Origin of the sequence: Arthrobacter sp. KBS0702 (assembly GCF_005937985.2) — a bacterium.
Taxonomy (GTDB): Bacteria; Actinomycetota; Actinomycetes; order Actinomycetales; family Micrococcaceae; genus Arthrobacter.
Window position 1 is genome coordinate 2,154,790 of sequence record NZ_CP042172.1, and the last position, 26,431, is coordinate 2,181,220.

The 26,431-nt window shown below is 66.3% G+C and carries 28 protein-coding genes, 1 tRNA gene and 1 other RNA gene; 18 read left to right on the plus strand and 12 right to left on the minus strand.

The genetic code is table 11. The features are described from left to right. Positions 1-67 precede the first annotated feature (67 nt). On the minus strand, positions 68-1,084 hold the full coding sequence (locus tag FFF93_RS09865; protein WP_138769066.1) for a magnesium and cobalt transport protein CorA: 1,017 nt from the start codon (positions 1,082-1,084) through the stop codon (positions 68-70). Positions 1,085-1,268: 184 nt separating this feature from the next. On the opposite strand from FFF93_RS09865, the gene FFF93_RS09870 reads away from it, so the two are divergent. After that, positions 1,269-1,697 carry a lipopolysaccharide assembly LapA domain-containing protein gene (locus FFF93_RS09870; RefSeq protein ID WP_138769065.1) on the plus strand — a complete coding sequence of 143 codons (429 nt, stop codon included), beginning with the start codon at positions 1,269-1,271 and terminating at the stop codon, positions 1,695-1,697. Positions 1,698-1,727: 30 nt separating this feature from the next. Here FFF93_RS09870 and map read toward each other — a convergent pair whose 3' ends face one another. Further along, entirely contained in the window at positions 1,728-2,495 is a 768-nt protein-coding gene (gene map / locus FFF93_RS09875) for a type I methionyl aminopeptidase (RefSeq protein WP_138769064.1), read from the minus strand. A 45-nt stretch (positions 2,496-2,540) separates the two neighbouring features. On the opposite strand from map, the gene FFF93_RS09880 reads away from it, so the two are divergent. Further along, entirely contained in the window at positions 2,541-3,230 is a 690-nt protein-coding gene (locus FFF93_RS09880) for a DNA alkylation repair protein (RefSeq protein WP_138769063.1), read from the plus strand. Here the strand turns inward: FFF93_RS09880 and mptB are convergent. After that, the gene (gene mptB, locus FFF93_RS09885; protein WP_186372128.1) at positions 3,227-4,792 is read right to left on the minus strand and encodes a polyprenol phosphomannose-dependent alpha 1,6 mannosyltransferase MptB; all 1,566 of its coding nucleotides are present in this window, start codon (positions 4,790-4,792) and stop codon (positions 3,227-3,229) included. The genes FFF93_RS09880 and mptB overlap by 4 nt on opposite strands. A 214-nt stretch (positions 4,793-5,006) precedes the next feature. Between mptB and orn the strand changes: the two genes are divergently transcribed. The 4 genes from orn (at position 5,007) to def (ending at position 7,753) form a co-directional block, all read left to right on the plus strand. Further along, entirely contained in the window at positions 5,007-5,627 is a 621-nt protein-coding gene (orn, locus tag FFF93_RS09890; protein WP_138770440.1) for an oligoribonuclease, read from the plus strand. Positions 5,628-5,758: 131 nt separating this feature from the next. Further along, positions 5,759-5,831: transfer RNA gene (locus tag FFF93_RS09895), tRNA-His, on the plus strand. A gap of 149 nt (positions 5,832-5,980) precedes the next feature. Then, positions 5,981-7,135 carry an acyl-CoA dehydrogenase family protein gene (locus tag FFF93_RS09900; RefSeq protein WP_138769061.1) on the plus strand — a complete coding sequence of 385 codons (1,155 nt, stop codon included), beginning with the start codon at positions 5,981-5,983 and terminating at the stop codon, positions 7,133-7,135. 45 nt (positions 7,136-7,180) lie between these two features. Next, positions 7,181-7,753 carry a peptide deformylase gene (gene def / locus FFF93_RS09905; protein ID WP_138769060.1) on the plus strand — a complete coding sequence of 191 codons (573 nt, stop codon included), beginning with the start codon at positions 7,181-7,183 and terminating at the stop codon, positions 7,751-7,753. A gap of 26 nt (positions 7,754-7,779) precedes the next feature. On the opposite strand, the gene ppk2 is transcribed toward def, so the two are convergent. Then, positions 7,780-8,673 carry a polyphosphate kinase 2 gene (gene ppk2 / locus FFF93_RS09910; RefSeq protein WP_138769059.1) on the minus strand — a complete coding sequence of 298 codons (894 nt, stop codon included), beginning with the start codon at positions 8,671-8,673 and terminating at the stop codon, positions 7,780-7,782. A 126-nt stretch (positions 8,674-8,799) separates the two neighbouring features. On the opposite strand from ppk2, the gene FFF93_RS09915 reads away from it, so the two are divergent. Then, positions 8,800-9,768, plus strand: coding sequence for a 1-phosphofructokinase family hexose kinase (locus tag FFF93_RS09915; protein WP_222424619.1), 969 nt, complete (start codon positions 8,800-8,802; stop codon positions 9,766-9,768). A gap of 112 nt (positions 9,769-9,880) precedes the next feature. On the opposite strand, the gene FFF93_RS09920 is transcribed toward FFF93_RS09915, so the two are convergent. From FFF93_RS09920 to FFF93_RS09930, 3 genes are all read right to left on the minus strand, one after another. Then, positions 9,881-10,678 (minus strand): HNH endonuclease family protein, encoded by a 798-nt coding sequence (locus tag FFF93_RS09920; protein WP_138769058.1) that lies wholly within the window; start codon positions 10,676-10,678, stop codon positions 9,881-9,883. 128 nt (positions 10,679-10,806) lie between these two features. After that, a complete protein-coding gene (locus tag FFF93_RS09925; protein WP_138769057.1) occupies positions 10,807-11,016 on the minus strand; it encodes a hypothetical protein in 210 nt (69 codons plus the stop codon). 62 nt (positions 11,017-11,078) lie between these two features. Beyond that, positions 11,079-12,536, minus strand: a complete 1,458-nt coding sequence (locus FFF93_RS09930) for a glyceraldehyde-3-phosphate dehydrogenase (RefSeq protein WP_261375429.1) — start codon at positions 12,534-12,536, stop codon at positions 11,079-11,081. A gap of 316 nt (positions 12,537-12,852) precedes the next feature. On the opposite strand from FFF93_RS09930, the gene FFF93_RS09935 reads away from it, so the two are divergent. Beyond that, entirely contained in the window at positions 12,853-13,005 is a 153-nt protein-coding gene (locus FFF93_RS09935; RefSeq protein WP_138769055.1) for an LPXTG cell wall anchor domain-containing protein, read from the plus strand. A gap of 110 nt (positions 13,006-13,115) precedes the next feature. On the opposite strand, the gene FFF93_RS17240 is transcribed toward FFF93_RS09935, so the two are convergent. Then, entirely contained in the window at positions 13,116-13,502 is a 387-nt protein-coding gene (locus tag FFF93_RS17240) for a hypothetical protein (protein ID WP_395858382.1), read from the minus strand. Positions 13,503-14,358: 856 nt separating this feature from the next. Here FFF93_RS17240 and FFF93_RS09945 point away from each other — a divergent pair. From FFF93_RS09945 to FFF93_RS09955, 3 genes are all read left to right on the plus strand, one after another. Then, positions 14,359-14,748 (plus strand): hypothetical protein, encoded by a 390-nt coding sequence (locus tag FFF93_RS09945; protein WP_138769053.1) that lies wholly within the window; start codon positions 14,359-14,361, stop codon positions 14,746-14,748. A 6-nt stretch (positions 14,749-14,754) separates the two neighbouring features. Further along, the gene (locus FFF93_RS09950; RefSeq protein ID WP_138769052.1) at positions 14,755-15,309 is read left to right on the plus strand and encodes a hypothetical protein; all 555 of its coding nucleotides are present in this window, start codon (positions 14,755-14,757) and stop codon (positions 15,307-15,309) included. Between the two features lie 575 nt (positions 15,310-15,884). Next, positions 15,885-16,523 carry a hypothetical protein gene (locus FFF93_RS09955; protein WP_138769051.1) on the plus strand — a complete coding sequence of 213 codons (639 nt, stop codon included), beginning with the start codon at positions 15,885-15,887 and terminating at the stop codon, positions 16,521-16,523. Between the two features lie 189 nt (positions 16,524-16,712). On the opposite strand, the gene rnpB is transcribed toward FFF93_RS09955, so the two are convergent. Next, an RNA gene (gene rnpB, locus FFF93_RS09960) (RNase P RNA component class A) lies at positions 16,713-17,106 on the minus strand. 111 nt (positions 17,107-17,217) lie between these two features. Between rnpB and FFF93_RS09965 the strand changes: the two genes are divergently transcribed. The 3 genes from FFF93_RS09965 (at position 17,218) to FFF93_RS09975 (ending at position 19,924) form a co-directional block, all read left to right on the plus strand. Next, a complete protein-coding gene (locus tag FFF93_RS09965; RefSeq protein ID WP_186372130.1) occupies positions 17,218-18,072 on the plus strand; it encodes a slipin family protein in 855 nt (284 codons plus the stop codon). Positions 18,073-18,212: 140 nt separating this feature from the next. Next, positions 18,213-19,136, plus strand: coding sequence for an alpha/beta hydrolase family protein (locus FFF93_RS09970; protein WP_138769050.1), 924 nt, complete (start codon positions 18,213-18,215; stop codon positions 19,134-19,136). Between the two features lie 23 nt (positions 19,137-19,159). Further along, a complete protein-coding gene (locus tag FFF93_RS09975; RefSeq protein WP_138769049.1) occupies positions 19,160-19,924 on the plus strand; it encodes a YaaA family protein in 765 nt (254 codons plus the stop codon). A 58-nt stretch (positions 19,925-19,982) separates the two neighbouring features. Here FFF93_RS09975 and FFF93_RS09980 read toward each other — a convergent pair whose 3' ends face one another. Together FFF93_RS09980 and FFF93_RS09985 are read right to left on the minus strand one after the other, a co-directional pair. Next, positions 19,983-20,720, minus strand: a complete 738-nt coding sequence (locus FFF93_RS09980; protein WP_138769048.1) for a zinc ribbon domain-containing protein — start codon at positions 20,718-20,720, stop codon at positions 19,983-19,985. 123 nt (positions 20,721-20,843) lie between these two features. Further along, positions 20,844-21,767: a Nif3-like dinuclear metal center hexameric protein gene (locus FFF93_RS09985; RefSeq protein WP_138769047.1), complete on the minus strand. Its 924-nt coding sequence runs from the start codon at positions 21,765-21,767 to the stop codon at positions 20,844-20,846. Between the two features lie 154 nt (positions 21,768-21,921). Between FFF93_RS09985 and msrA the strand changes: the two genes are divergently transcribed. The 4 genes from msrA to FFF93_RS10005 all read left to right on the plus strand — a co-directional run bounded on the left by msrA (position 21,922) and on the right by FFF93_RS10005 (position 24,821). Then, the gene (gene msrA / locus FFF93_RS09990; protein ID WP_138769046.1) at positions 21,922-22,446 is read left to right on the plus strand and encodes a peptide-methionine (S)-S-oxide reductase MsrA; all 525 of its coding nucleotides are present in this window, start codon (positions 21,922-21,924) and stop codon (positions 22,444-22,446) included. Between the two features lie 67 nt (positions 22,447-22,513). Then, a complete protein-coding gene (cysK, locus tag FFF93_RS09995) occupies positions 22,514-23,449 on the plus strand; it encodes a cysteine synthase A (RefSeq protein ID WP_138769045.1) in 936 nt (311 codons plus the stop codon). A 37-nt stretch (positions 23,450-23,486) separates the two neighbouring features. After that, the gene (gene epsC / locus FFF93_RS10000) at positions 23,487-24,071 is read left to right on the plus strand and encodes a serine O-acetyltransferase EpsC (RefSeq protein WP_138769044.1); all 585 of its coding nucleotides are present in this window, start codon (positions 23,487-23,489) and stop codon (positions 24,069-24,071) included. A 66-nt stretch (positions 24,072-24,137) separates the two neighbouring features. After that, positions 24,138-24,821, plus strand: coding sequence for a Type 1 glutamine amidotransferase-like domain-containing protein (locus FFF93_RS10005; protein ID WP_138769043.1), 684 nt, complete (start codon positions 24,138-24,140; stop codon positions 24,819-24,821). Positions 24,822-24,909: 88 nt separating this feature from the next. Here the strand turns inward: FFF93_RS10005 and gndA are convergent, their stop codons facing one another. Further along, entirely contained in the window at positions 24,910-26,346 is a 1,437-nt protein-coding gene (gene gndA, locus FFF93_RS10010) for an NADP-dependent phosphogluconate dehydrogenase (protein ID WP_138769042.1), read from the minus strand. Positions 26,347-26,431 lie beyond the last annotated feature (85 nt).

A 26,431-nucleotide genomic window follows, 5' to 3' on the forward strand; every position in this document is an offset into this window, starting at 1 on the left:
GCCAGAGCCGCTCCCCTCAATCCCGGGCCCGGAAAGACCTCATTCCCGGCCCCGGGACATCATCCGGTCAGATCCATTTGTTGTGCCGGAAGGTCAGATAGAGCGCCAGCCCCATCACCAGCATCAGCCCCAAGGCCATGGGATAGCCGAAGGCCCAGTCGAGCTCGGGTATCAGGCGGAAATTCATGCCGTAGATCGAGGCGATGAGCGTCGGCGCGAAGAGGATGGCGGCCCAGGACGAGATCCGCTTGGTCTGTTCATTCTGGGCGATACTTGATTCCGTTAGGAGCCGCATTTCGTCGTTCTGCCTCTGCGCCACGAGGGCGGCGTTGACCGCGAGCGCATTCTGCAGCAGGGCGCGGAACGCCGTGATCCGTTCGCTCAGGCGCAGCACATGGTCCAGGACGTCCCGGAAGTGGTCCTGCAGTTCGGGGCCGGGAACCCTGCTGGGGCTGCCTGCCCGGAGCGCCTGCAGTATGGCCGTCAGCGGAGCCGTGGCGCGCTGGAACATGATTACCTGCCGCGAGAGTTCGTAGATCCGGCGGGAGACGCCGGGATCGGCGGCGAAGAGCTCATCCTCGATCTCGTCGACGTCGTTCTCCAGTCCGGCCGCCACGGGCTCGTACTCATCGACCACCTGGTCCAGGATGGCGTAGAGGACGGCGTCCGGGCCGAGGGCCAGGAACTCGGGCTCGGCTTCCATCCGGCGGCGTACCCGGGCCAGGTCCGGTGATTCGGCATGGCGGACGGTGACCACAAAGTCGGGGCCGGTGAAGACATGGATCTCCCCGAACTCGACCTTCTCCACCTCGTCCAGGTAGCGGGCCGGCCGCAGCACCAGGAACAGGGTGTCGCCGTAGTGCTCGAGTTTGGCGCGCTGGTGGCCGGCGAGCGCATCCTCCACCGCCAAATGGTTCAGGTCGAATTCCTCCGCCACCGAGCGGAGCTCCGGGGCATCCGGGCGGTAGAGCCCGATCCAGGCCATCCCCTGGCGCTGCCGCAACAGGAAGTAGGTCTCGTCCAGGTCCTCCGGGTCCGCGGTCCGGTACCCGTCCACGTAAACGGCGTTGTCGACGATCGTCACGGCCATGCCTCCTCGCCTGAACCGCCCGCTCAGGGCGGCCCCTTGGCTGTGACGCTATACCGTCACCCGCCGACTGCCAACAGCACGTGCGCCCGCCCGGTCTTCAGTACCCTTAGTATTGGACTCACCGGCGGGATATTGGGAATGCCTGACAGCCCGCCCGCAACCGAAAGGTACGGCCGCCATGACCCAGATACCCCGCGGATTCGATCCCCAGGATCCAAAAGAAGCCCCGAGCCCGCAGAACCCTGGGACGACTGATGCCCCGGCCGGCTCCCGCGAGGAAGCACTCCGCGCCGGAGCTCCAACGGCGCCGTCGTCCGCCCCGGAACCCCGTCAGGTCACCCGCGCGGGCATGGTCTGGGCTGCCGTCGCCAGCGCACTCGTGGTGCTGGTCCTGCTCATCGTCTTCATTCTGCAGAACCAGGTCTACGTCCAGGTGAAGTTCTTTGGCCTCGAAGGCTCGGTTCCGCTCGGAATTGCCCTCTTCATCGCCGCGGTCGGCGGGGGTGTGCTGGTCGCCATCGCAGGAGCGGCCCGCATTATCCAGCTGCGGCTCGCAACCCATCGCCAACGCGTCCGGCTGGCCGGCCAAGGCACACGGACCCCCTGATAGCCGGGGTCCCGGCGCTGCTCACCGGGCCTAGGGCAGCGTCAGGATCACCGGGCCATCTGCGGTGATCGCGACGGTGTGCTCACTGTGCGCTGCCCGGCGTCCGTTGGCCGAGCGGAGGGTCCACTCGTCCTCGTCGTGGTAATAGTCGTCCTTCCCGCCGAGGATCAGCATGGGTTCGATCGCGATGACGAGCCCTTCGGTCAGTTTGATGCCCCTCCCGGGCCGGCCGTCATTGGGAACCGGCGGCTCCGCGTGCATGGTCCGGCCGATGCCGTGGCCGCCGTGGTCGGCCAGCAACCCGTAACCGGCCCGGCGCGCCGCCCCGCCGATCGCGTACGCCAGATCGCCCATCTTGTTCCCGATCCGTGCCGCCTCGATGCCGCGGGCCAGCGCCTCGTCGGTGGCCGCGATCAGCGCCTGGTCCACCGGGTCCGGCGTACCCACGATAAAGCTGATGGCCGCGTCGCCGCACCAGCCGTCGAGGAAGGCGCCGCAGTCGACACTGAGCAGGTCGCCGTCGGCCAGCCGGTAGCCGTTGGGGATGCCGTGCACCACGGCGTCGTTGACGGACGTGCAGATCACCCCGGGGAAGGGCACCGCGGCCCAGCGGGGGCGGTAGTTCAGGAACGCGGGGGTGGCCCCGGCCCCGGCGATCGTCGCCGCAGCCAGTTCGTCCAGCTCCTTGAGGGACACGCCGACGTCGGCCGCGGCCCGGACGCGTTCCAGCGTGGTGGCCACCACCCGGCCTGCTTCGCGCATCAGGGCAATCTCGGCTGGGCTCTTGATCATCGACATGCCCCTAACTCTAGGGCCGGCGTGGGGCGTGGCTAAAGTGGCCTCATGGGCCACGCTGAATTGATCTCTGCCATCCGGTCCAGGCTCCAGGCGGCGGCGGATCCTGTCCGGGCTGCAGGGGCCCAGGCCTACATGAAGTCCGAGATGCCGTCGCTGGGGGTCCGTGTGCCGGAGGTGCGGCGGATCGTCAAAGCCGCCGCCAAGGAACTGCCTCCTGGTTCCCTCGCGGAGTTGCAGTCGGCGGTTCTGGAGCTGTGGCGGGGCGCGCAGTGGCGCGAGGAGCGCTATGCGGCCATCGATTTGACGGGGCTGCGGCTGGCGGCCGGCGAGCTGGACATGCTGCCGCTGTACGAGGAAATCATCCGCGGCGGCGCCTGGTGGGATCTGGTCGACGGGCTCTCGCGCCGCCTGGGTGAGCTGCTCCGGACCCACCGGGAGGACATGTCCCCCGTGTTGCTGCGCTGGAGCACGGATCCGGATTTCTGGATCCGGCGGGCCTCCATCACCGCCCAGCTCGGGGCCGGGTCCGCCACGGACCGGGCGCTGCTGGCCGGGGTCATCGAGGCCAACCTGGCCGATTCCGAGTTCTTTATCCGGAAGGCAATCGGCTGGGCGCTGCGCGATTTTTCCGCCACTGATCCGGAGTGGGTGCGCGCCTTCGTGCGGCAGCACTGGAAACAGCTCAGCCCGTTGTCGCGCCGGGAAGCGTTGCGGAAGCTTGCTGCGGACGCTTAGATGACCGGTCGGGTGGTGACCGGCTCGGCCGGTTTGCTGAACAGTTGCTTGGTCTTCGGGTCGAGGAAGATCAGGTAGAGCGCAAAGAGCAGGGCGATGATGGCGGCCGCGTTGCGGGCCAGCGCGAGCGCGAGGCCCAGGTCCTCGGTCTGCAGGTAGGGGAAGACTTCAAGCTGGTCCGAGATGGCGTAGACCATAAAGAAGGACACAATGAAGTACACGGCCTTGACCTGCCAGTCATCCCGGATGCCGGTGACCGCAAACAGCGGGATGAGCCAGACGACGTACCAGGACTGGATCATCGGCGCCAGGACAACGACGGCGGCGAAGGCCAGGGTCAGGCGGCGCATCAGGCGGTCGAAGTCGCCGCGGAAGATCTGCCACGCGACGATGCCCAGCGCAAGCAGCTTGCCGGCGTCGTACACCCACTTGGCCATCCCCCAGCCGTCCAGGCTGAAGGCGTTGAAGATCGAGGCGACAATAAGGCCGAGCAGGCCGACCGGCGCGTACCAGATCCAGATACTGCCCGGGGCGGACAGGCCGTTGATCCAGCCGAACCCGAACCCGTTGACCAGGCTCATCCCGTACAGCAGGGCCAGGCTGATCCCGGCGGTGAGCGCCCAGAAGACGAACTTACGCGGCCAGCCGGCGTTCTTGCCCGCCCACAACAGGCCGATGAAGGGCAGGAACACGATGGTGATGGGCTTGACCGAGATGGACAGCGTGACCAGCACCAGGCCAAGGGGCACCCGTTTGGTGGCGCAGTAGTACAGGCCGGCGAGGGCCAGGCCGATCATCAGGGCATCGTTGTGCACACTGGCGATGAAGTTGGTCAGGAACAGCGGGTTCGCGGCGGTGAGCCAGAGGGCGCGGTGCGGGTTGACGCCGTGGAGCTCGGCGAGTTTCGGCACGTAGATCACGCAGAGCACAATGCCGAGGAGGGCCGCGAGCCGGAACAGCATGATGCTGGCCTCGGGATGGACGTTTGTGGACCAGACTACAAACTGCTCGATCCAGAGGAAGAGCTGCCCGTAGGGCACCGGCGCCTCGGTCCACATCTTGTCCGCGCCCAGCTGGAAATAGTTGGACAGCGCCGAGATGCCGTTCTCGTAGGGGTTGAAGCCCTCCACCATCAGGCGGCCCTGGCCGATGTAGGCGTAGACGTCGCGGCTGAAGAGCGGGACGGAGAACATCATCGGCAGCCCCCAGGCCGCCACCGCCAGCAGCGTCGCCTTGCGGGCGCCGGCGCCCCAGTGCCGCACGCGCTGGCCCAGCCGGAGCCAGGCGCGGACCAGCAGCATTCCGCCGACGGCCAGCAGCACAATGCTCAGTCCGACGCCCACGGCTTCGGTCCGCATCCAGATGAACAGGGGCAGGCGGCGCAGTTCGGAGACGGGGGCGAGCCAGCCGACGCCGAGCGAACCGACGGCCATGAACACGGAGCCTAGGAATCCGGAGAGGATCGGCGACCGGGCGTTGTCCACATCCCCAACCTCTGCCTTCGGGGAGGTGCGGGACGTACCGGCAGCCGTTTCCCCCGCCGCAGGTACAGGCGCCGTCATCTCAGGATCGTCCAATCTGTTGTGGGGCTGGCTGTTGTGGGGCTGGTTTGGCCCGCATCCGGCCCGAAAGAAAGTCAGGGGGCGTGCCGCGATGACGAAAATCTTCGAAGGCCGCGTTCCCAAAATCCTAGCACCGGACGGCTCAGGGGCGCCGGAACGGTAGGCTGGGCGGGTGCCTATATCTAATGAACGCATCGTGTGGATCGACTGCGAAATGACCGGCCTGGACACCAAGAACGACGCCCTCATCGAAGTGGCTGCGCTGGTGACGGACTCGGAGCTCAACATCCTTGGTGACGGCGTGGACGTCGTGATCAAACCCGACGACGCCGCACTGGCCCAAATGAACGACTTCGTGCGCGACATGCACACCCGCTCCGGGCTGCTGGCCGAACTCCCCCACGGCAAGACCATGGCCGAAGCACAGGCCCTTGTCCTGGAGTACATCAAGAAGTGGGTGCCGGACCCGAAGAAGGCCCCGCTGGGCGGCAACTCGGTGGGCACCGACCGTGTGTTCCTGGTCCGCGACATGCCGGAGCTCGTGGAGCACCTGCACTACCGAGTGATCGACGTCAGCACCATCAAGGAACTCTCACGGCGCTGGTATGCCCGGGCGTACTTCCAGTCCCCCGCCAAGCTCGGCGGCCACCGCGCCCTGGGCGACATCAAGGATTCCATCGACGAGCTGCGCTACTACCGGGAGGCCGTCTTTGTGCCCGCCCCGGGTCCCGACAGCGCCACGGCGCAGCGGATAGCGAAATCCGTCATGGCGCCCACAGACGCGCCCGCAGAAGCACAGGCGGCAGAAGCACAGGCGGCAGCCCCGGCGGAGTAATCTCCACCACGTTTGGGGAAAATTTCGGCGAATTCGACAAAAGTGGCAAAACCACCCCCGAAGAGCAGGTAAGCTATTTGTCGTTGCCTTTTCAGCCAGCCGGTTCGCCGGAGGGCATGGCGGGGCACATGGTGGGCGTAGCTCAGTTGGCAGAGCGCCTGGTTGTGGTCCAGGAGGTCGCGGGTTCAACCCCCGTCGCTCACCCTCACCAAGGACGGCAGAATTGTCCGACCTTGCCAAAGGCCGCACCGGTTATCCGGTGCGGCCTTTGTTGTCTGTCTGGATAGTGCTGTCTGGATACTGTCTGTCCAGATATTCTCGGTCCAGTGTTGTCCGTCCACGGAAGGAACCTCATGAAGCGCCAGCTCTTTGAAGAAGACCACGAGATGTTCCGTGAGATGGCCGCGGAGTTCAACACCCGAGCGGTCGCCCCGCACTACGCCCAGTGGGACCAGGACCACATGATGCCCCGCACACTGTGGTCGGCGGCCGGCGAACAGGGCCTGCTGGGCCTCGCCGTCCCCGAGGAGTTCGGCGGCCTGGGCATGGCCGACTACCGCTTCCGTGCCGTGCTGGATGAGGAATTCGCCAAAAGCGACCACCTCGCCGTCGGCCTCGCCTTCCACCTGCACGATGACATGGTCCTCCCCCACCTGCTGGCCTACGGCTCCGAAGACCTCAAGAGCCGCTGGCTCCCCGGGATGGTCTCCGGTGAAACGGTCACCTCGGTGGCCTGGACCGAGCCCGGCGCGGGCTCGGACCTGCGTGGCATCCGCACCAAGGCGGTGCGCGACGGCGACGACTGGCTGATCACCGGCCAGAAGACGTTCATCGGCAACGGCATTTCCGGCGACGCCTCCCTGGTCCTTGCCCGTACCGACGGCGGCACCGGGCGCGGCGGCCGCGACTCCTTCTCACTGTTCATGGTCCGCAAGGGCGAGGGCTACAACACCGGCAACCAGCTGGACAAGATGGGCCTCAAGGCCTCGGATACCGCGGAACTGTTCTTTGACAACGTCCGCGTCCCGCACGCGGACCTCGTCGGGGAGGAGGGCAAGGGCCTGCAGTACGCCGCCGAGCAGCTCCCCCAGGGCCGGCTCGCGATCGCCGTGGCGAGCTCCGCCGTCGTCCGGGCCGTCTACGAAGCGACGGTCAAGTACACGAAGGACCGCAACGCGTTCGGCGAGCGGATCATCGACTTCCAGAACACCCGCTTTGAGCTGGCCGACATCCTCACCGAGGTTGAGGTCACCGAGTCCTACGTTGACCGGGCCATTCAGGCCTTCAACGCCGGCGAGCTCGACGCCGCCTCCGCAGCCCGGGCAAAGCTGTGGGCCTCCGAGCGTGCCAAGTCCGTCACTGACCGGTGCCTTCAGTTGCACGGCGGTTACGGCTACATCCTGGAGTACCCGGTGGCGCAGGCCTTCCTGGCTGCCCGGCTGCTGACCATCTTCGGCGGCACCAACGAAATCATGCGCGACGTCGTCGGCCGCACCATCGCCGACTGACTTCCCGCCGCCAGCAGCCCACAGCACCAAAGGAACTCTTTCGACATGACAGTCCTACCCATCACGATCTGGGGCGAACCCGTCCTGCACCGCCGGGCTGCCGAGGTTGACGTCTTCGACGACGCACTCCGCACGCTGATCGCGGACATGTTCGAGACCAACGACGCCGCCAACGGCGTCGGCCTCGCCGCGCCCCAGGTCGGCGTGGGCAAACGGCTGTTCGTGTACAAGTACGAAAACGATGACGGCGCGCCGCCGTCCGGCGTCGTCGTCAACCCCGTGCTGACCCTCTCCAAGGTCTCCGGCGCGCTGCCGGACCCGGATGAGGAAGAAGAGGGCTGCCTGTCCTTCCCGGGCGGGCAGTACCCGCTCAAACGGGCCGAATGGGCCCGGGTGCAGGGCTTCGACGGCGACGGCAACCCGGTCGAGTTTGAGGCGACCGGGTGGTTCGCGCGGGTGATCCAGCACGAATACGACCACCTCGACGGCAAGCTGTACGTCAACCGGCTGATCGACCGGTACTCCCGCAAGGCGATGAAGCAGGCCAAGAAGAACGGCTGGGGCGTTCCCGGGCTGACGTGGATGCCGGGCGTGGACCCGGATCCGTTCGGCCACTAAACCCGCCGGCGGGACGGGCCTCCGGACTATTCCTCGCCGTGTTTCAGCAGCAGGGCGGCGTGGTCCGGCACGTAGCGGTACAGCTCCCGCGGCGGGCGGGTGTAGTTGACGGCGCGCGGCCGTTCCGGCAAGGTCACCGGCTCGGTCCGGACCTCGGTGTAGTCGATGCCGGAAAGCAGGTGCGCGATCATATTGATCCTGGCCCGGCGTTTATCCTCGGCCTCGACCACAAACCACGGCGATTCTGCGGTGTCCGTCTGCATGAACATGTCGTCCTTGGCCCGGGAGTAGTCCTCCCATCGCATGATCGCCTCCCGGTCCATGAGCGAAAGCTTCCATTGCCGCAGCCGATCCTCGAGCCTGGACCGGAACCGCCGTTCCTGCTCCGCGTGGCTGATCGAGAACCAGTATTTGAACATGAGGATGCCGTCCTGGATCAGGAGGCGCTCAAACACTGGACACTGGGCCATAAAGCGCTTGTGTTCCGCGGGCGTGCAGAACCCCATCACGCGTTCGACGCCGGCGCGGTTGTACCAGGAGCGGTCCATCAGCACGATTTCCCCCGCTGCGGGCAGATGCTCCACGTAGCGCTGGAAGTACCATTCGCCGCGCTGCCGGTCGGTGGGGGCCGGCAGCGCCACAATCCGGGCAACGCGCGGATTCAGGTATTCCGTGACCCGCTTGATGGCACTTCCCTTGCCTGCGGCGTCGCGGCCCTCGAAAAGCACAAGCACGCGTGCCCCCGTGCTGCGGACCCATTCCTGCAGCGCAACCAGCTCTGCCTGGAGCCGGGCAAGTTCGGCCTCATACACCCCGAGGGGCAGTCGTCCGGTTGCCTCCGGAGAGTCCTCGGCCCCGGACCGGCGCGCCAACGCCCTCCCTGTGCTGCCCTTGCCGGGGCTTCCCTTGCGATGTGCCATATTCCCGCTCCAGTCGTGCCGCGGGCATCGGGCCGCGCGTCCTGCCGCGCCCATTCTCGCGGAACCCCTTTCTTCCGGCTAGGGCCATCGGCCCGGGATCAGGCCGCGTCTCCTATGCTGGGGCTCATGGATGCATCCCCGTCGGCGCAGGTGCTGCCCATCCTCACGGTCACCGTGAACCCTGCCCTGGATATCAGTACCACCACCGAGCTAGTGAAGAGCGGCCATAAACTCCGCTGCGGCCCCAGCAGGCTGGATCCGGGCGGCGGTGGCATCAACGTGGCGCGCGTCGTGCAGCGGCTCGGCGGACGCCCCCTGGCCGTCTACACCGCCGGCGGCCCCACCGGCGAGGCGTACCGGCGGCTGATCGAGGCCGAGCGCCTACCCACCCTCGTGGTGCCGATCCAGGGCAGCACCCGGCAGGATTTCACGGTCGATGAGGCGTCCACCGGCAAGCAGTTCCGCTTCGTCCTCCAGGGGCCGGAGTTGAGTGAGTCCGAATGGCGCCTCTGCCTGACGCTCGTGGCGGATTCCATCCAGCCGGGCGGCTACGTGGTGGCCAGCGGAAGCCTTCCGCCCGGGGTACCGGATGACTTCTATGCCGAGGTGGCCCGGCTGGCCCGGGAACAAAATGCACGATGCGTCGTGGACGCCTCCGGGCCGGCGCTGGCCGCCGCACTGGCCGAAGGTGTCTTCCTGATCAAACCCAGCCGCCGGGAACTCGGACTGCATTTCGGCACCACGCTGGACAGCGAGCAAAGCGAACTCGATGCCGCGATGGCGCTGGTGGCCGACGGATCCGCCGAGCATGTCGCCCTGACCCTCGGCGGCCGGGGCGCCGTTCTCGCGTCCCGGGAGGGCACCCTCCGGCTGGCCGTACCGCAGGTCGAGGTACGGAGCACGGTCGGCGCGGGCGACAGCTTCCTGGCGGCCTTTGTGCTGCGCCTGGCTCAGGGCCGCAGCCTGGCTGAAGCGTTCCGCTCGGCCGTCGCCGCCGGCAGCGCGACCGTCACGACGCAGGCCACCGAGCTGTGCCATCGGGACGACGTCGAACGGCTGGAAGCTGAACTCGCCGCGCAGGAATTCGGCGTCTAAGCGGGAATGCGGGAGCCGCGCCAACGCGCAGCTTCAAGGAACCGTTAAGCCGGGTGGGCTGGTGCCTGGCCAAAGTGCTCATCTGACGGGCCCCTCTGACTGGCCGCGCGCCTCAGCGCGGCAGCACCGTCTGCTGCCCCGGGCAGGCATCAAGAATCCGCTTCATCGCGTCCTTTTCGGCCGGGGTCACCCACAGCCCGTAAGCGGCCTTGACCGAGATCTGCCGGGCGACATAGTGGCAGCGGAAGGCCTTGTTCGGCGGCAGCCAGCTGGCGGCGTCGGACGCGCCCTTGTCCTGGTTGGCTTGGCCGTCCGCGGCGACCAGGTTCAGCGGATCATTCGCCAGGTGCTGGCGCTGCTCGGCCGTCAGTTGCTGGGCCCCCTTCTGCCAAGCGTCCCCCAGAGCCACGACGTGGTCGATCTGCACCGCCTTGCTGGACTCCGCACCCCGCCGAAACTCGATGGTCCGGCCGGTATAGGGCTCCTGGAAGGACCCGGCGCCGATCCGGCAGCGGGAGCCTTCGGTGAAACTGGCACCGGCCAGGTCGCGGCGGAGGATGTCGTTGCGGGTGTCGCAGCCGTTGCGGTCGACGTCGAACCAGGCCTGGCCGAAGGCACTGCGCTCGTAGTTGTTCCCAGCGGCCCGGCCCTTGACCGGCAGCGTCTCCAGCAGCTCGGCGGCGCTTCCGCCCGGCACGGGCCGCACCGGGGCAACAGCCTTCATCCAACCCGGCGCGAGGACGGGAGCCTCGCTGGGGCCGGCGGCCTGCGGCTCTCCCAGCGCAAACTGGCCCGAGGTGAAGAACCAGCCGACGGCGGCGAGCAGCACCACCAGCCCGGCGGCCAGGACGGCCCAGGCCTGGCGGGCTCGGCGCCGGGCACGCCGGAAGTCATTCCATGTGGCGGTCACGGAAGTTCCCGTGAGGGATGGGGGCGCTGCACCACCACAGCCTAGGCGGGACGACCGACACCGGGCCGCTTATCCACAGTGTGGAGGACCGGTCCGGCGTCGGAGCGCGGCCGGTCAGTCCTGCGGGGTCATTGTTCCCTGGTGACCCGGCGGAGGTCCTCCTCGGCAAGGGTCAGCAGCGCTTCGAGTTGGCTGACGCGGGCGTCGTCAATCTCGCCGGCCTCGCGCTTGGCACGGGCGTCGTCGAGGAGGCGCTTGGCCTCCTTGGCGTTCCGCCGGGCCACATCGAGGGCGTGTTCGAGGGTGGTTTCGTGTTCCAGAGCCGGGTTCTGTTCCATGGCTCCATTGTGGTTCCCTTTCCCGGCCGATTCCAGAGACGCGGCCGGGAAAGGGAAGCAGGCTACCCGACCTCGACCGGCAGTCCGGCTGCTTCCAGCGTTGCCGCTGCGTCCTTGGCCGGGAACGACGGCGGGTTCACGCCGGCCATTTCCTCCATGACGCGGACCACCTGGCAGCTGTAGCCGAACTCGTTGTCGTACCAGACGTAGAGCACCAGGTTCTTGTCGTTGCTGATGGTGGCGAGGCCGTCGACGATGCCGGCCCGGCGCGAGCCGACGAAGTCCGTGGAGACCACCTCGGGCGAATCGATGTAGTCGATCTGTTTGCGGAGGTCCGAGTGAAGCGACATTTCCCGCAGGTAGTCGTTGACCTCGTCCTTGGTGGTGCCGTTTTCGAGGCTCAGATTCAGGATGGCCAGGGACACGTCAGGGGTGGGGACGCGGATGGAGCTGCCGGTGAGCTTGCCAAGGAGTTCCGGCAGGGCCTTCGCGACAGCCTTGGCTGCGCCGGTCTCGGTGATGACCATGTTCAGCGCGGCGGAGCGTCCGCGGCGGTCGCCCTTGTGGAAGTTGTCGATCAGGTTCTGGTCGTTGGTGAAGGAGTGGACCGTCTCGACGTGGCCGTGCACCACACCGTAGCGGTCGTTGATCGCCTTCAGCACCGGGGTGATGGCGTTGGTGGTGCAGGACGCCGCGGAGACGATCGTGTCCGAGTCGGTGATCGAGCCGTGGTTGATGCCGTGCACGATGTTCTTCAGCTCGCCCTTGCCCGGCGCGGTGAGCAGGACGCGGGAGACACCCTTGCTCTGGAGGTGCTGGGACAGGCCCTCGGCGTCGCGCCAGCGGCCGGTGTTGTCGACGACGAGAGCGTCGTGGATGCCGTAGGCGGTGTAGTCCACCGTGGCGGGGTTATCCGAATAGATGACCTGGATCTGGACGCCGTTGGCGGTGATGGTGTCGTTCTCGAGGTCCACCTTGATGGTGCCTTCGAAGGAGCCGTGCACGGAGTCGCGGCGCAGCAGGCTGGCACGCTTGGTGAGGTCGTTGTCCGAGCCGCGGCGCACCACGATGGCGCGCAGGCGCAGGCCGTGGCCGCCGCCGGCCTTTTCGATTAGGAGGCGGGCCAGCAGCCGGCCGATTCGGCCAAAACCGTAAAGGACGACGTCGGTGCTGGTGCGGTCGTCGCCGCCGCGCTTGCCGACAATTTCGGCCAGCTCGTCGCGCAGGAACTCGTCGAGGCTAACGCCGTCGCCTTCGGCGCGGTACTTTTCGGTGAGGCGGGCGATGTCGATCGCTGCCGCGCCCAGGTCCAACTTGGTAAGGGCATCCAGCAGCGGTGCCGTCTCTTCGAGGCGCAGCTCTTCCTTGCTCATCCGCCGGGCGAAGCGGTGCGCCTTGAGGATGTTCATGGTGGACTTGTTGATCAGGCTCCGGCCGTGGATGGACGTCACCACGTTGTTCTCGCGGTACAGCCGGCCGATCACCGGGATCATGGCCTCGGCGAGCGCCTCCCGGCCCATCCACGTATCAAGACAAGAATCTGACGTCTGGCTCACAGAACTACCTTCCTAGAATCCACCGCATACGTCCTCGTATGCGGAAGTCGGCTACCGGCGGATGCCCGGAACCTGGCGTTGCGGGAATTCGGTCCAGCCCGCGTACCTATATGCATCGCAAAGAAAAAGCCACCGGCTGCGAACGCAGACCCGGCGGCAGAACTTCTACGTTCGCTCTCCATTCTAGGGCGGCCCCTGCTCCCCTACCGGCCGGTAGGGGGTGAAATCACTCACACCGGATGTCCGCGGAAACGTAGCGCCCCTGCCCTAGGATGGCCGAATGGGACTCATCGTTGCACTACTTGTCATCTGGCTTATCCTCTCGATCCTGGGCTTCGTCGTGAAGGGCCTGATCTGGCTGGCCATCATTGGCCTGGTCCTCTTTGTCGCCACGGCGGCGTGGGGCTGGGTGAAGCGGAAGGCCAAGGCCTGATCCGAAATCTACGTCTGGAACGCGGGGGCTGGCACCGGAAGGTGGCGGCCCTTTTGCGTGGATGGATGGGTTAACCGATACGCCAGGTTCCAGAAGACTCCGCGGAAGCACTAAGCGTTCGGGGTACTCGTGGGCAAAGTATGGGCAATCGTCGCCAAATCCACGCTCACGCCACCGACCGTAAGGGCTGCCGCCCGGGTGTCATCGTCCGGCCAGAGATGAGCGTACGTCCGCAGTGTCTCGGTCGCGTCCTTGTGCCCTAGCCTATGGGCAACCGCGACCGGGGACATGCCGCCGGCGATCTGCTGGGACGCGTGATAGGGCCAGAGCTCATGCCACCCATCCCCCAGCCCGGTGACTTTCGTCCGCGCATGCCGCCACGCCTCGTTCGCTGTGTGCCTGTTGATCGCCCTCCCCGAGGATTGGAATATGATCCGGCCCGGACCAGCCGGGCCCTGTTGCAGGACCTTGAGCAGCTGCAGCGTCTGCTCCCCCACGTGGATGCGCCGCCGGCTCGCCGCCGTCTTCAACGGACCCCATTCCGGGTCCGTGGAGCTGTGCCCCTGTGCATTGTCGGTCGATGCTGATCATGGACGCCTTGAAGTCGACCCGGTCCCAGGTGAGGCCCCGCATCTCCGAGGATCGGAGTCCGGTGGCCGCGCAGAACACCACCCTGGGCTTGTGCGGCTTCCAGATCTTGTCCGCGAGCTCCTGGACCTTCTCGGTGCGCAAGGGCACCACGGCGACGTCCACGACGGCGGGCAGGTTGATTCCGACGCACGGGCTGGCGGCCACTACATGGTCGAGGACCGCGGCCTTGAACATGGACGCCAGGTACCCGTACGTGACCTTGAGGGTGGAGGGCGCCAGCGTCTCAGCCCAGTCCCCCACCGCTTCCTGGATATCGGCCCGCTGGATGGAGTCGAGGGCACGGTTTCCCGAAGGTGGGGACGATGTAGTTCTTGAACTTCCCGGCGATCTGCCCCTGGGAGGACGGGCGCTGGTGGCGCTGGTGTTTCTGCCACCTCTCCGCATAGTCGGAGAGGAGAACCTTGCGGCGCCGGGCAACGTAGGTGCCTGCAGTAGCCCCAGAGCTCGAGGAGGTACAACTTGGACTTGTTGCTGATTCGCCTCCACTTGGGGTGCCGGAACAGTTCGTTCGTGACCGTAATGTATGGCCGGGTGTCCTTGGCCATGGTGTCCTTTCCGCCACGTTCCAGCAAGTGCTAGTAGCCGTGTACAAGCTCGGCTGGTTTTCGAAGGGTCTAGTGGGGCTGAGCAATATGCGGTGATAAAGTTTTCTGGCTGGTCCGGAAGTGGCCAGTTGCCTATGTCTCTTTGGGGGAATTCTGTGTGCCTAGCGTGCTCGTTGTTGGCGGCTTCGCCACTGTGTCTGTCAAACTTTTCGCAGAAGCCATGGAGTTGTACTCCAAGACGGACGACGTGTTGAAAAGACCGAAGTCAGCTAAGCGCCTACAAAATGCCAAAGCGATTCTCAACCTCATAGCTGCGGGAATCGCAGTTTGTGCAGGCCTGTCGTTGTTTTTCGGCCCGGACGCATTGTCATATGCCATCGGCGGGACAGCCGTGGTCTTGTTCGTCCTGACAACCGTCGTGACGGTCTTGGTGTGGCGCGAAGCGCCTAGCGACGAGGGAGTCGAAAATAACGTCCTGGGCGCTCCGGACGAGGCGGGTGCTGACGAAGGACTGCTGGTGCCTGAGTCGTCGCCCGCGAAGGCCTGAGCGCAAATGAACAGCGACGAAATTTGGCTCCTACAGCTGTGGAGCGGAGTCATTGGTTCATTCGTATCAGCGGTCCTCGGCGGCCTCGTTGCGTTATTAGTTGTGCGGCTCACCAACGGCCAGCAGAAGAGGCACGCCGCTGAGGCGCGCCAGATAGCCGCGATCGCCGACCTGCTCGCAGCAACGGCCGCGATGATCAAAAAATACCGTGAGGGGGCCGCGGTTATTCAGGACCTTCTATTGGCGGCCGAGGCGGCCTCCTTGCGTTGGCAGATGGAGGACGAAAACAAAATTTTGCCTGGAGAGATAGGCAAATGGCCATACCACATGGGCACACTGGCATTGGCAACATTTACGAACCGTGAGGTGGAGGCGGACCGCAGCCGGTACTTCGATCTGATGTCGGCTGCATGGACTGAGCTCAGTTTCTGCGCCATGGCATGGCCAAAGGCCACTCCAGCGCAGCGCGACGCGCATGTCTCTCTATTGCAGGGGGCGAGATTGGAGCAAGAGTCCGCTATGTCAGATGTCGAGAACGCGACGGCTTTCAGCCAACACTGAGGCGCAGCATGTCGAAACCACACCCAAATTCTGGGTGTGACACAGGCGCAGCAGGAGATCGTCGCCGGCTTCGGCCAGCACCTCCCCGAGGGCATCCGGTTGTGGCTCGGCGGTGCGGCCGTCGTGATCACCGCCGTGGCCGCAACCATCACCCGGATCATTCAGCGTGGGACGTCTGGGAGTACCACCGCTGCCCGGTCAAGCTCCGCGGCGTGCGCTGGGGTGACCGGCTGCCGGGCTTCCTCGCCGCCTAGACAGCGAAGCGTCTGGCGACAGGTTTTCCGGTCCGGCGGAGTTGGTTTCTGTATGCTGGCGCCGTGTCCAACCTACTTTTATCCCTCTCCGGGAGCAGCTGCCCGAAGTGTCACCGACTTTTGCCGCCACCCGACGACTCAGCGTTCGACTCTTACTTCAAAGGAGAGACGGCTTCCTGCCGGGAGTGCGGATACGCAGAGTCACTCTGGGCCCTCCTTGGACGAGGGCTGAAGGAGGAACATCCCCTGTCGCCCGGTGCAGTCGGACTTGGGTTGGCATCACATTCCGTTGGTCGGCTACGGCTCACGAATGGTGAGTTCATGGAACTGGACTTGGCCGACTGGGGAGTTCCCCCCGAAGCGCAGATTCTCAGCCTCACGTTCACTCCCCAAGCAGAGCCAGGCGGCGGGGTTCTCGTGCCCGCGGCCCTTCAGCAGCACCTGACCAAGGGCCCCATTGCTCACGTCCAGCGATTCGTCGCGTGGCCCTTGTCCGGCAACCCCCAAACGTGCGAGGTGACGGTCGGCTGCGTCTGGCTGGACTCCCAGGCCGAAGTAGGGATGGAACCATTGGTCGCCGCCATCGAATCCTTCAGCAACAAGGAATACCGAGCAGCTGTGATTCCCGCCATGGTTGCGGTTGAAGTTAAGCTCAACTCGGTCCTCGCAGAGCATTATTCGGCGTTCCGCGCTAAGAAGCATGCGGTCGACTTCCTCAACGACACTCCGCTCGCGTTCCAACTGGACTACCTTCTGCCGTCACTGATGAATCTGGTTGGCGCACCGCCCCTGGGTAGCGAAGTGACTCGGCAACTCAAGACTCTCAAGGGGTTCAGGAACGACGTGGCCCACACTCACCGCCCCATGTCGGGGGCCGCCACGGCAGACGCACTCCTTAGCGCCATCTTCGGATACCGGTACCTGAGCCTGTATGGCGGCCGGCTAAGCGCTGGCAACTGAATTTGCGAGAACTCGGGCGGCGAATGCAGCACTATATAGTCGAATCCCCCAGATTCTCGTGGGCAAAAGGGGCAAAAGGGTCATTCAAATGGGTTCAAATAAGGCCAAATGGAGCCAAGCGGACCACCATGAAAACCCTTTAGAAACGCCGAAATCCCCCGCTTTCACGGGGGATTCCGGGCAGGTCGTGGGATGGGTTGACCGATACGCCGGGTTCTGTGTTCCCGCGCTGTTACCGGCGCGGGAGTAGCGGCCATCCATCTACGGACGCCGTTGCCGACGCCCTCCAGCAGCCTACCCGGACACTCGGGCGGGCAGCCCTCAAACGTGTCCTGTCTGGCCTTGCTCCGGGTGGGGTTTACCTAGCCTTCCCGGTCACCCGGGAAGCTGGTGGTCTCTTACACCACCGTTTCACCCTTACCTGCTCCCGGGACCGTGCGGACACGGCCCTTTGGCGGGCGGTCTGTTCTCTGTGGCACTGGCCTGCGGGTTACCCCGAGTGGGCGTTACCCACCACCCTGCCCTGCGGAGCCCGGACGTTCCTCGAGCCACTTGCGTGACGCGCGGCCGCCTGGTCAACCCATCCGTTGTTCATTCTACGGTCTCCCCGGCAGCCCCCGCCCCACCGGCGCCTTTTAGCCCCGCCGGTGGGAGAATGGATACAGCTACCCCCCCACGCTAGGAAGCGATTCGGATGGACATCACCGCCGTCGTCCTTTGGTTGCTCGTCATTGCCCTGCTGCTCATCGCGGCCCGGATGTCGATCCGGATTGTGCGCCAGTACGAACAGGGTGTGCTGTTCCGGCTGGGTAGGGTCATCGGGGTCCGGATGCCGGGCCTGCGCTTCATCATCCCGGTGATCGACCGGCTGCAGCTCGTCAGCCTGCGGATCGTGACCATGCCGATCCAGTCGCAGGGCATCATCACCCAGGACAACGTCAGCGTGGACATCTCCGCAGTGGCGTATTACCGCGTGATTGACGCCGTGAAGTCGGTCGTGGCAATCGAGAACGTGGCCGCCGCGATCAACCAGATCGCCCAGACCACGCTTCGGAAGGTCGTCGGCCGGCACAGCCTGGACCAGACCCTCTCCGAGACAGAACACATCAATAGCGACATCCGTGAAATCCTCGACGCCCTCACACTGGAGTGGGGCGTCGAGGTGACCCTCGTGGAGCTCAAGGACATCCAGCTGCCCGAGAGCATGAAGCGCGCCATGGCCCGGCAGGCCGAGGCAGAGCGGGAGAAGCGGGCCAAGATCATCGCCGCCGAGGGCGAATCCATTGCAGCCACCGCCCTGGGCGAGGCGTCCGACACCATGATGGCGCACCCGCTGGCCCTGCAGCTGCGGAACCTGCAGTCCCTCGTGGAGATCGCCGTGGACAAGAACTCCACCGTCGTCTTCCCGGCTCCGCTGATGAGTACCATCGGCGAACTGTCGGCATTCCTTGCCCGCGAGAACCAGGCGGCTCAGGCTGCGGCCCAGGCGGCCGCTCCTGCGGCTACTGCACCTCCCGCTATCCAGGCCGCGCCGTCGAAGGTAGCCTGACCGCATGGAACTGTTGCTCTTTGCCGTAGCCGCTGGGCTTGCTGGCCTGGACAACACCGGCCACCGGCTCTGACCCGCACCCGGCAGGGCGCCGAGGAATCGCGTGGCGGCTGCCTGGCTTTCCCGCCTAAGATCAAGGGATGGATAAGCCGCTGCTTGGCCGCCGGCGGATGCTGGAACTCGGAGCCGGCTTCGTGGGCGCCGCCACCCTGGCAGCCTGCGCCCCCGCGGCGCGAATCCCCGAGGGCAGCGCTGCGGGACCCGACGCCGGCACCGGCAGACCGGGCAGCGCCGCACCGTCGACGTCGTCCGCCGCGGCCGTCTCGGGGACCCCGGCCCCGCGGGTTGACGTCACCTCCGGCAGCTTCACCACGAAATTCCGTCCCGACACCCCCACCGGGTGGTCACTGGCCACACCCGTCGTCTCCGGCCACGACGAGGCCAAAATGCCCGTCGCGCTCTTCCTGCACGGCACCGGGAGCGATAACCGTTTCCTCTTCGACGACCTTGGCATCCAGGCGGTGCTGCAGCGCTACCTTGTGGACGACGGAACGCCCTTCGCGATCGCGTCCGTGGACGGCGGCGACTCCTGGTGGCATCCGCGTGCCGACGGCACGGATACCGAGTCCATGCTGCTGGAGGAGTTCATTCCGTTCCTCGCCGGGCAGGGCCTTGACCTCGGCAGATTCGGGCTCTTCGGGCTCTCCATGGGCGGCTTCGGCGCCCTGCTGCTCGCCTCGCAGGGCAAAATCCCCGGGTTGAAGGCCGTGGCCGCCATGAGCCCGGCGGTATGGAGCGACTACGACGACGGGCTGGACGGGGCGTTCGACAGCCCGGAGGATTTCGAGGCCAATGACGTGTTCGCGCTGCGGTCCCGGCTCAAAGACCTGCCGAAACGGATCGACTGCGGCACGGACGATCCCCTCCTGCCCTCGGTCAAGGACTACGTCGCCGGCCTGCCCGGCCACGTCGAGGGCGGCTACCAGCCCGGCGGCCACGAGGAGGCCTACTGGCGGCTCATCCTGCCCAGCCTGCTGTCCTTCCTCGGCCGCCAACTCGCCTAGTCCGCCGCCGGTAGGATCGTACGGTGCTGATTCTGCTGCCGCCCTCCGAAGGCAAGACCCCTGCAACCCGCGGCGACGCCGTCGACCCGGCCTCGCTCAGCTTTCCCGGGCTGAACAGCTACCGTGCGAAGGTGCTCGAGGCGCTCGGCACCGTCAGTGCCCATGAGGACGCTTTGACCCTGCTGGGCGTCGGCGCCTCGCTGACCGCCGACGTCGAACGCAACACCCGGCTGCACGCCGAGCCCGCCGCCCCCGCCCACCAGGTTTACTCCGGAGTGCTGTACGACGCCCTGGGCTACCGATCGCTGACGCCCGTCCAGCGGAAGAAGGCGGACGAGTCCGTACTGGTGATTTCCGCGCTCTGGGGCGCCATCCGTTTCGCGGACCGGGTGCCCGCGTACCGGCTCTCGATGGGGACGGCACTGCCCGACGTCGGGCGGCTGGCTTCCTTCTGGAAACCGCAGCTGACCGAGGCCCTCGCGACCGCGACGGCCGGGGAACTGCTGGTTGATTGCCGCTCCAGCACGTACGCCGCGGCCTGGGCTCCCCCGCCGGAACAGACTGTGGCCGTCAACGTCTTCACCGAGGTCAACGGCGTGCGCAAGGTGGTCAGCCACTTCGCCAAACACACCCGCGGGGAGCTGGCCCGGCACCTGCTGAGCCGCCGCGGCAAGGCCCCGCAGACCCCGGCGCAACTGAAGCAGGCCGCCGCCGAGAAGTGGTCAGCGGAGCTCATCGAGGGCACAGCCCGGAAGCCGCACACCCTCAACCTCGTCCTGCCCAACTAGCCCGCATTAGTTGTCGTTTTGAGGGCTCCGAACGACAACTGATGCGACAAAGTTGGGGTTAGGCCCACTCGGCGGAGCGGACCAGGATGCAGCCGGAGTCGGGGCAAAAGACGATGTCGTCCTCGGCGGCGGCCTTGATCTCGGCGAGGTCGCCGGGGCTCAGTTGCATGCCGGAACCTTCGGAGGTGCCGTGGAAGAGCCGGGCCGCGCCCACGCCCCGTTTGGCGAGAGTCTTCTCGTAGACGGCGAGCATTCCCGCATCCAGTCCGTCGGCAAATTCTGCGCGCTGGCCGCGCACCACGGTCAGTTCTGCGCCCACTTCGGCCAGCTGCTCGTCCAGTTCAGCGCGGATGGCGCCGAAGGATCCCTGGATGTCATCAACGATCTGCTGCTGCGTGGCCTGGCGCAGGCGCAGCGCGTCCAGCCGTTCCAGGACCTCGAGTTCGACGTCCTCCAGATCCGAACGGCGCTTGTTCAGGGACGCGATGTCGCGCTGGAGGGCCACCAGGTCCTTGGAAAGGCCGGTGCCGCTGTTGAGTTTGGCCTCGTCGCGCTCGATCCGGGAGGCGACCTGTTCGACGTCGGCCTCGGCGCGCTTGAGCTCGAGTTCGGCGTCGTGCACTGCCACCTTCGCGGCCCCGAGCTCGCCGTTAGCCACGCTGAGGGCGGCCTCAAGGTCGGTGATCCTGGAGTCGCTTTCGAGGCTGCGCCGGCGGTTGGACAGGGACTTGATCCTGGCGTCGAGTCCCTGCAATTCGAGCAACTTCAACTGTTCCGCCGGTGCTGCCTTGGCCACTATTTCCTCCGCTTGTTCACTTGCCGGCCGGAGCCGGGCACCTTACCGGCGCTCCCTAGACTCTAGCGCCCAGCGTGCTTCCTGGCTTTGCTGCGCCCACCCGGGGCCCCTCGCACGCCAGGCTTAGCCCGGAGTCAAAATGAAGTCCCAGGGGTCGCTGTTGGTGGTGCTGACCCGGATCTCGATGTCGTGGCCCTGGTCGGTCAGCACGTTCCCGAGGGCATCGGCGGCCGCCGGCAGCCAGAGCCACTCGCTGGCGAAGTGCGAGACGTCGATCAGGTAGGGCCTGTCGTTGACGGCGGCCTCGCGGGCCTCCGACGCCGGATGGTGGCGCAGGTCCGCGGTCAGGTAGACGTCGGCATTGCTCGCCCGGACCTCATTGAGGAGCGAATCGCCGGCGCCGCCGCACAGGGCCACCCGGCGGACAAGCCCGTCCCGGTCGCCGGAGACACGGACGCCGCCTGCGACGGAGGGCAGGATGCCAAAGACCCGTGCGGCGAAGTCCCCCAGCGTCTGGACCTCGGCAAGGTCGCCGACCCGGCCGATCCCTTCTTCGGGCAGTCCGTTCGCTGCCGGAGTCAGCGGCACCACGTCCTGCAGGCCGAGCGCGTCGGCCAGCACATCGGAGACGCCCCCGACCGCGGAGTCGCCGTTCGTGTGGACGGTCAGCAGGGCGGTCCCGGACTCGATCAGCCGGTGCACGGCTTTGCCCTTGGGGGTGTTGGCCGCCACCGAGGTGACGCCCTTCAGCAGCAGCGGGTGGTGCGTGATGAGCAGTTCGGCACCCCAGGCGACGGCTTCCTCAATGACTTCGAGGGTGGGGTCCACGGCGAAGAGGATTCGGCTCACCTCGGCGGAGGGGTGTCCGGCCACGAGGCCCACCTCGTCCCAGTCCTCCGCCAGCGATTCGGGCCAGAGCTCCTCGACGGCCAGCTGGATCATGCCCAGCGTGGCGGCCTCGCCGGTACTTGCGGCTTCGGCGGCCTGCGCTTCGTCGGGCTGAGCTTCGGCGGGCTGCGCTGAAACGTCGGTGTTCTCAGGTTCCATACCCTCATTTTTACCCTATCGGCCGGGCCGGCCGCCCTGCCGATAGCCCCGGACGCGTCCCGCGTGCTGACCGGAAGGCCGCAGAATGCTCGTGGAATTCTCCCGAAGCGCCGCGTTCGGGAATGATCCGGGCGTCCCGTCCATTGAACAGGACATGAGAACTTTCGTGCTCGGCGGGGGCTGCTTCTGGTGCCTCGACGCTGTTTACCAGAAGACCAAGGGTGTCAGCTCGGTCATTTCCGGCTACACCGGGGGCCACGACCACAACCCCGATTACTACTCCGTCTGCTCCGGGACCACCGGGCACGCCGAGGTGGTGGCGGTGACTTTCGACGAGGACGTGATCCCGGCCGAGGTCATCCTCGACATGTTCTTCGCTCTGCACGATCCCACGACGCTCAACCGGCAGGGCTACGACGTCGGCACCCAGTACCGTTCGTCGATGTTCTATGAGACCACCGAGGAAAAGATCCTGTTCGAGGAGGCGATCGAACGGAACCAGGAGCTGTGGGCGGACCCGATCGTCACCGAGGTGAGCCGGCTGCCCCGCTTCCACGTGGCCGAGGATTTCCACCAGGACTATTACGCGAAGTATCCCGAGCAGGGCTACTGCCAGGTGATCATCAACCCGAAGCTGGCGAAGGCCAGGAAATATTACTCTGCATGGCTTAATGCTTAGTTAGGGCCAAAGCGCCATCGTTAGGCTGACCTTAGAATTCCCTCTTCACAGATAGGCACATATACCCATGGCACGGATCTATGACGATGTTACCCAGCTGGTCGGCGGCACCCCGCTGGTCCGCCTCAACCGGCTGAGCGAAGGCCTTGACGCCACGGTGGCGGTCAAGCTGGAGTTCTACAACCCGGCCAACAGCGTCAAGGACCGGATCGGTGTCGCCATCATCGACGCCGCGGAGAAGTCCGGCGCGCTGAAGCCCGGCGGGACCATCGTCGAGGGCACCTCGGGCAACACGGGCATCGCCCTGGCCATGGTCGGCGCCGCCCGCGGCTACAAGGTCATCCTCACCATGCCGGAGACCATGTCCACGGAACGCCGCGTTATGCTCCGTGCCTACGGTGCTGAAATCGTGCTGACGCCCGGTTCGGAGGGCATGCGCGGAGCCGTCGAGAAGGCCCAGGAGATCGTAGCCAACACGGAGAACTCCATCTGGGCACAGCAGTTCGCCAACGAGGCCAACCCCGAGATCCACCGCCGGACCACGGCCGAGGAAATCTGGTCGGACACGGACGGCAAGGTCGACATTTTCGTCGCCGGCGTCGGCACCGGCGGCACCGTCACCGGCGTCGGACAGGTGCTCAAGGAGCGCAAGCCCGGCGTGCAGATCGTCGCCGTCGAGCCCAAGGACTCCGCCATCCTCAACGGCGGCGCACCGGGTCCGCACAAGATCCAGGGCCTGGGCGCCAACTTCGTCCCGGAAATCCTGGACACCAACGTTTACGACGAGGTCCTCGACGCCACTCTGGAGGACTCGGTCCGCGTGGCACGCGACCTCGGCGTCAAGGAAGGCATCCTTGGCGGCATCTCCTCCGGCGCGATCGTCTGGGCTGCCCTCGAGCTAGCCAAGCGTCCGGAGAACGCCGGTAAGCTGATTGTTGCCGTTGTCTGTGACTTCGGGGAGCGCTACATTTCCACCGTGCTGTACGACGACATCCGCGGCTGATTCCAGCCTTGACCCAAGATTTGGTAGAAAGGTCTTTGTGAGCTTCTTCGCAAGACTGAAGGAAGACCTCGACGCCGCCCGGTCCCACGACCCGGCGGCGCGGGGTTCTTTCGAAAACTTCTTTGCCTACTCCGGCCTGCATGCGATTTGGGCCCACCGCCTGACGCACCGGCTGTGGCAGAACCCCTCCCTGCGCTTCCCGGCGCGGCTAATCTCCCAACTGGCCCGCTTCCTGACCGGCATTGAGATCCACCCCGGCGCCACCATCGGCCGCCGCTTCTTCATCGACCACGGCATGGGGGTCGTCATCGGCGAGACCGCCGAGATCGGCGAGGACGTGATGATCTACCACGGCGTCACCCTCGGCGGCCGCTCGCTCGCCAAAATCAAGCGGCACCCCACCATCGAGGACCGCGTCGTCATCGGCGCCGGCGCCAAGGTCCTGGGCCCCATCACGATCGGCCGGGACAGCGCCATCGGCGCCAACGCCGTCGTGGTCAAGGACGCCCCGGCCGAGTCAATCCTGACCGGTGTGCCCGCTACCTGGCGGCACCGCGACGCGCAGCGGGAAACGAAGCCCGCCGTCGACCCGGCCGAGTACCTGATCGAATACCGGATCTAAGGTCCCGAGGCGCCCCTGCCCCGGGTCTTCAAGCACATCCACCTTCCGCACGAATCTGGAGGCATCTTGAAGCTCTTGCTTACCTCAGGCGGCGTCACCAACCCCAGCATCCACGCGGCGCTTGTGCAGCTTCTTGGCAAGCCCGTCGCCGAATGCCATGCCCTGGTGGTCCCCACCGCCCAGTGGGGTCACCCGATGTGCGGGCCCGCCTCGGTGCGCGGCCTCGTCGCCGCCGAGCCCAGGTGGCAGAACTTCTCGGGCCTGGGCTGGGCGTCGCTCGGCGTCCTCGAACTCACCGCGCTGCCCTCCATCGGCGCGGAGCGATGGGTCCCTTGGGTCCGGGCCGCCGACGTGCTCCTGGTCGACGGCGGCGACGCGAGCTACCTGTGCCACTGGATGCGGGAGTCCGGGCTGGCCGATCTGCTGCCTTCGCTGAGCGACACGGTTTGGGTGGGAGTGAGCGCCGGAAGCATGGTGATGACGCCCCGGATCGGGACGTCGTTCGTCTCATGGCCAACTGCGGCGGACGACCGCACGCTGGGAGTCGTTGACTTCTCAATTTTCCCGCATCTGGACGCTTTCCCCGGGAACAGCCAGGCCGCCGCAGAGCGATGGGCCGCCGACATCGGCGCACCGGCCTACGCCATCGATGAGCAGACGGCCATCAGCGTGGTCGACGGCTCTGTCGAGGTGGTCTCCGAAGGACGATGGACGAAGTTCGGGTCAGGGCCGGTCCCGGTCCCCCGCTAGCCGGGGAAACGTTTGTAGATGTTCCAGCAACGGCCGGCGCCCCCAGAGTATCGGGGAGCGCCGGCCGCCGGGCCGGCAACGGTGTGGACTAGTGCGTGTCCACTGCCGCGATCTCGGACTTGTCCTCGCCCCACAGGGTGTGGAAGGTGCCCTCGGTGTCGATGCGGCCGTAGGTGTGCGCACCGAAGAGGTCACGCTGGCCCTGGATCACGGCGGCCGGAAGGCGCTTACGGCGCAGGCCGTCGTAGTAGGCCAGCGAAGAGGAGAACACCGGTACCGGGATGCCCAGCTGCACGGCGGTGGCCACCACTCGGCGCCAGGCCGGGAGGACCTCCGCGATCGCCTTCGTGAATGCCGGCGCGAACAGCAGGTTGGCCGGCTTCTCCGCCGCGGCGTAGGCCTTGGTGATTTCCTTGAGCAACTCGGCACGGATGATGCAGCCGCCGCGCCACAGCGAGGCGATCTCGTCCAGCTTGAGGTCCCAGCCGTATTCCTTGGCGGCCGAAGTCAGCATGTCCAGCCCCTGGGCGTAGGAGACCAGTTTGGAGGCGTACAGCGCCTGCCGGACGTCCTCGACAAAGGTCTCGGGGACCCCGACGGCGGCCTCGCCGCCGGCGAGCAGTTCCTGGGCCAGCTTGCGCTGCTCCGCCTGCGAGGACAGGGCGCGGGCAAAGACCGATTCGGCGATGCCCGAAACCGGGGAGCCCAGCTCGAGCGCGGAGATGACCGTCCAGCGGCCGGTCCCCTTCTGCCCGGCAGCGTCGACGACGACGTCGACGAACGGCTTGCCGGTCTTGGCGTCGACGTGGCCGAGGACCTCGGCGGAGATTTCGATCAGGAAGGAGGCAAGTTCGCCCTTGTTCCACTCCTCGAAGATTTTGGCCTGCTCGGCCGGTTCGATGCCGGCGCCGGAACGCAGCAGGTCGAATGCCTCGCCGATGACCTGCATGTCGGCGTATTCGATGCCGTTGTGCACCATCTTCACGAAGTGGCCGGCGCCGTCGGTGCCGATCCAGGCGCAGCAGGGCTGGCCGTCCACGTGGGCAGCGATCTTCTCCAGCAGCGGGCCGAGGGCCTCGTAGGACTCCTTGGAGCCGCCGGGCATGATCGAGGGGCCGTTGAGCGCGCCTTCCTCGCCGCCGGAGACGCCGATGCCGACGAAGTGGAGGTCTTTTTTGGCGAGGGCGGCTTCGCGGCGGCGGGTGTCCTCGTAGTGCGAGTTGCCGGCGTCAATGATGATGTCGCCGGGTTCCAGCAGCGGCTCGAGCTGCTCGATCACGGAGTCAACCGGTTTGCCGGCCTTGACCATGATCAGCACGCGGCGCGGCTTTTCCAGCGAGTCAACGAGTTCCTGCAGCGTTTCGGTGCGGACGAAGTCGCCGTCCTGGCCGTGCTTTTCGAGGAGCGCGTCGGTCTTCTCCACGGACCGGTTGTGCAGGGCAACGGTGAAGCCGTTACGGGCCAGGTTCCGGGCCAGGTTGGCCCCCATCACCGCGAGGCCGGTGACACCGATGTGTGCGGACATCAAAACTCCAATTCATTCTGTGCATCGAGTGCAGTTCGTCCCGCACATGCTGCGGAACACGCTTCCTAGGACCAGTGGCTGTCAA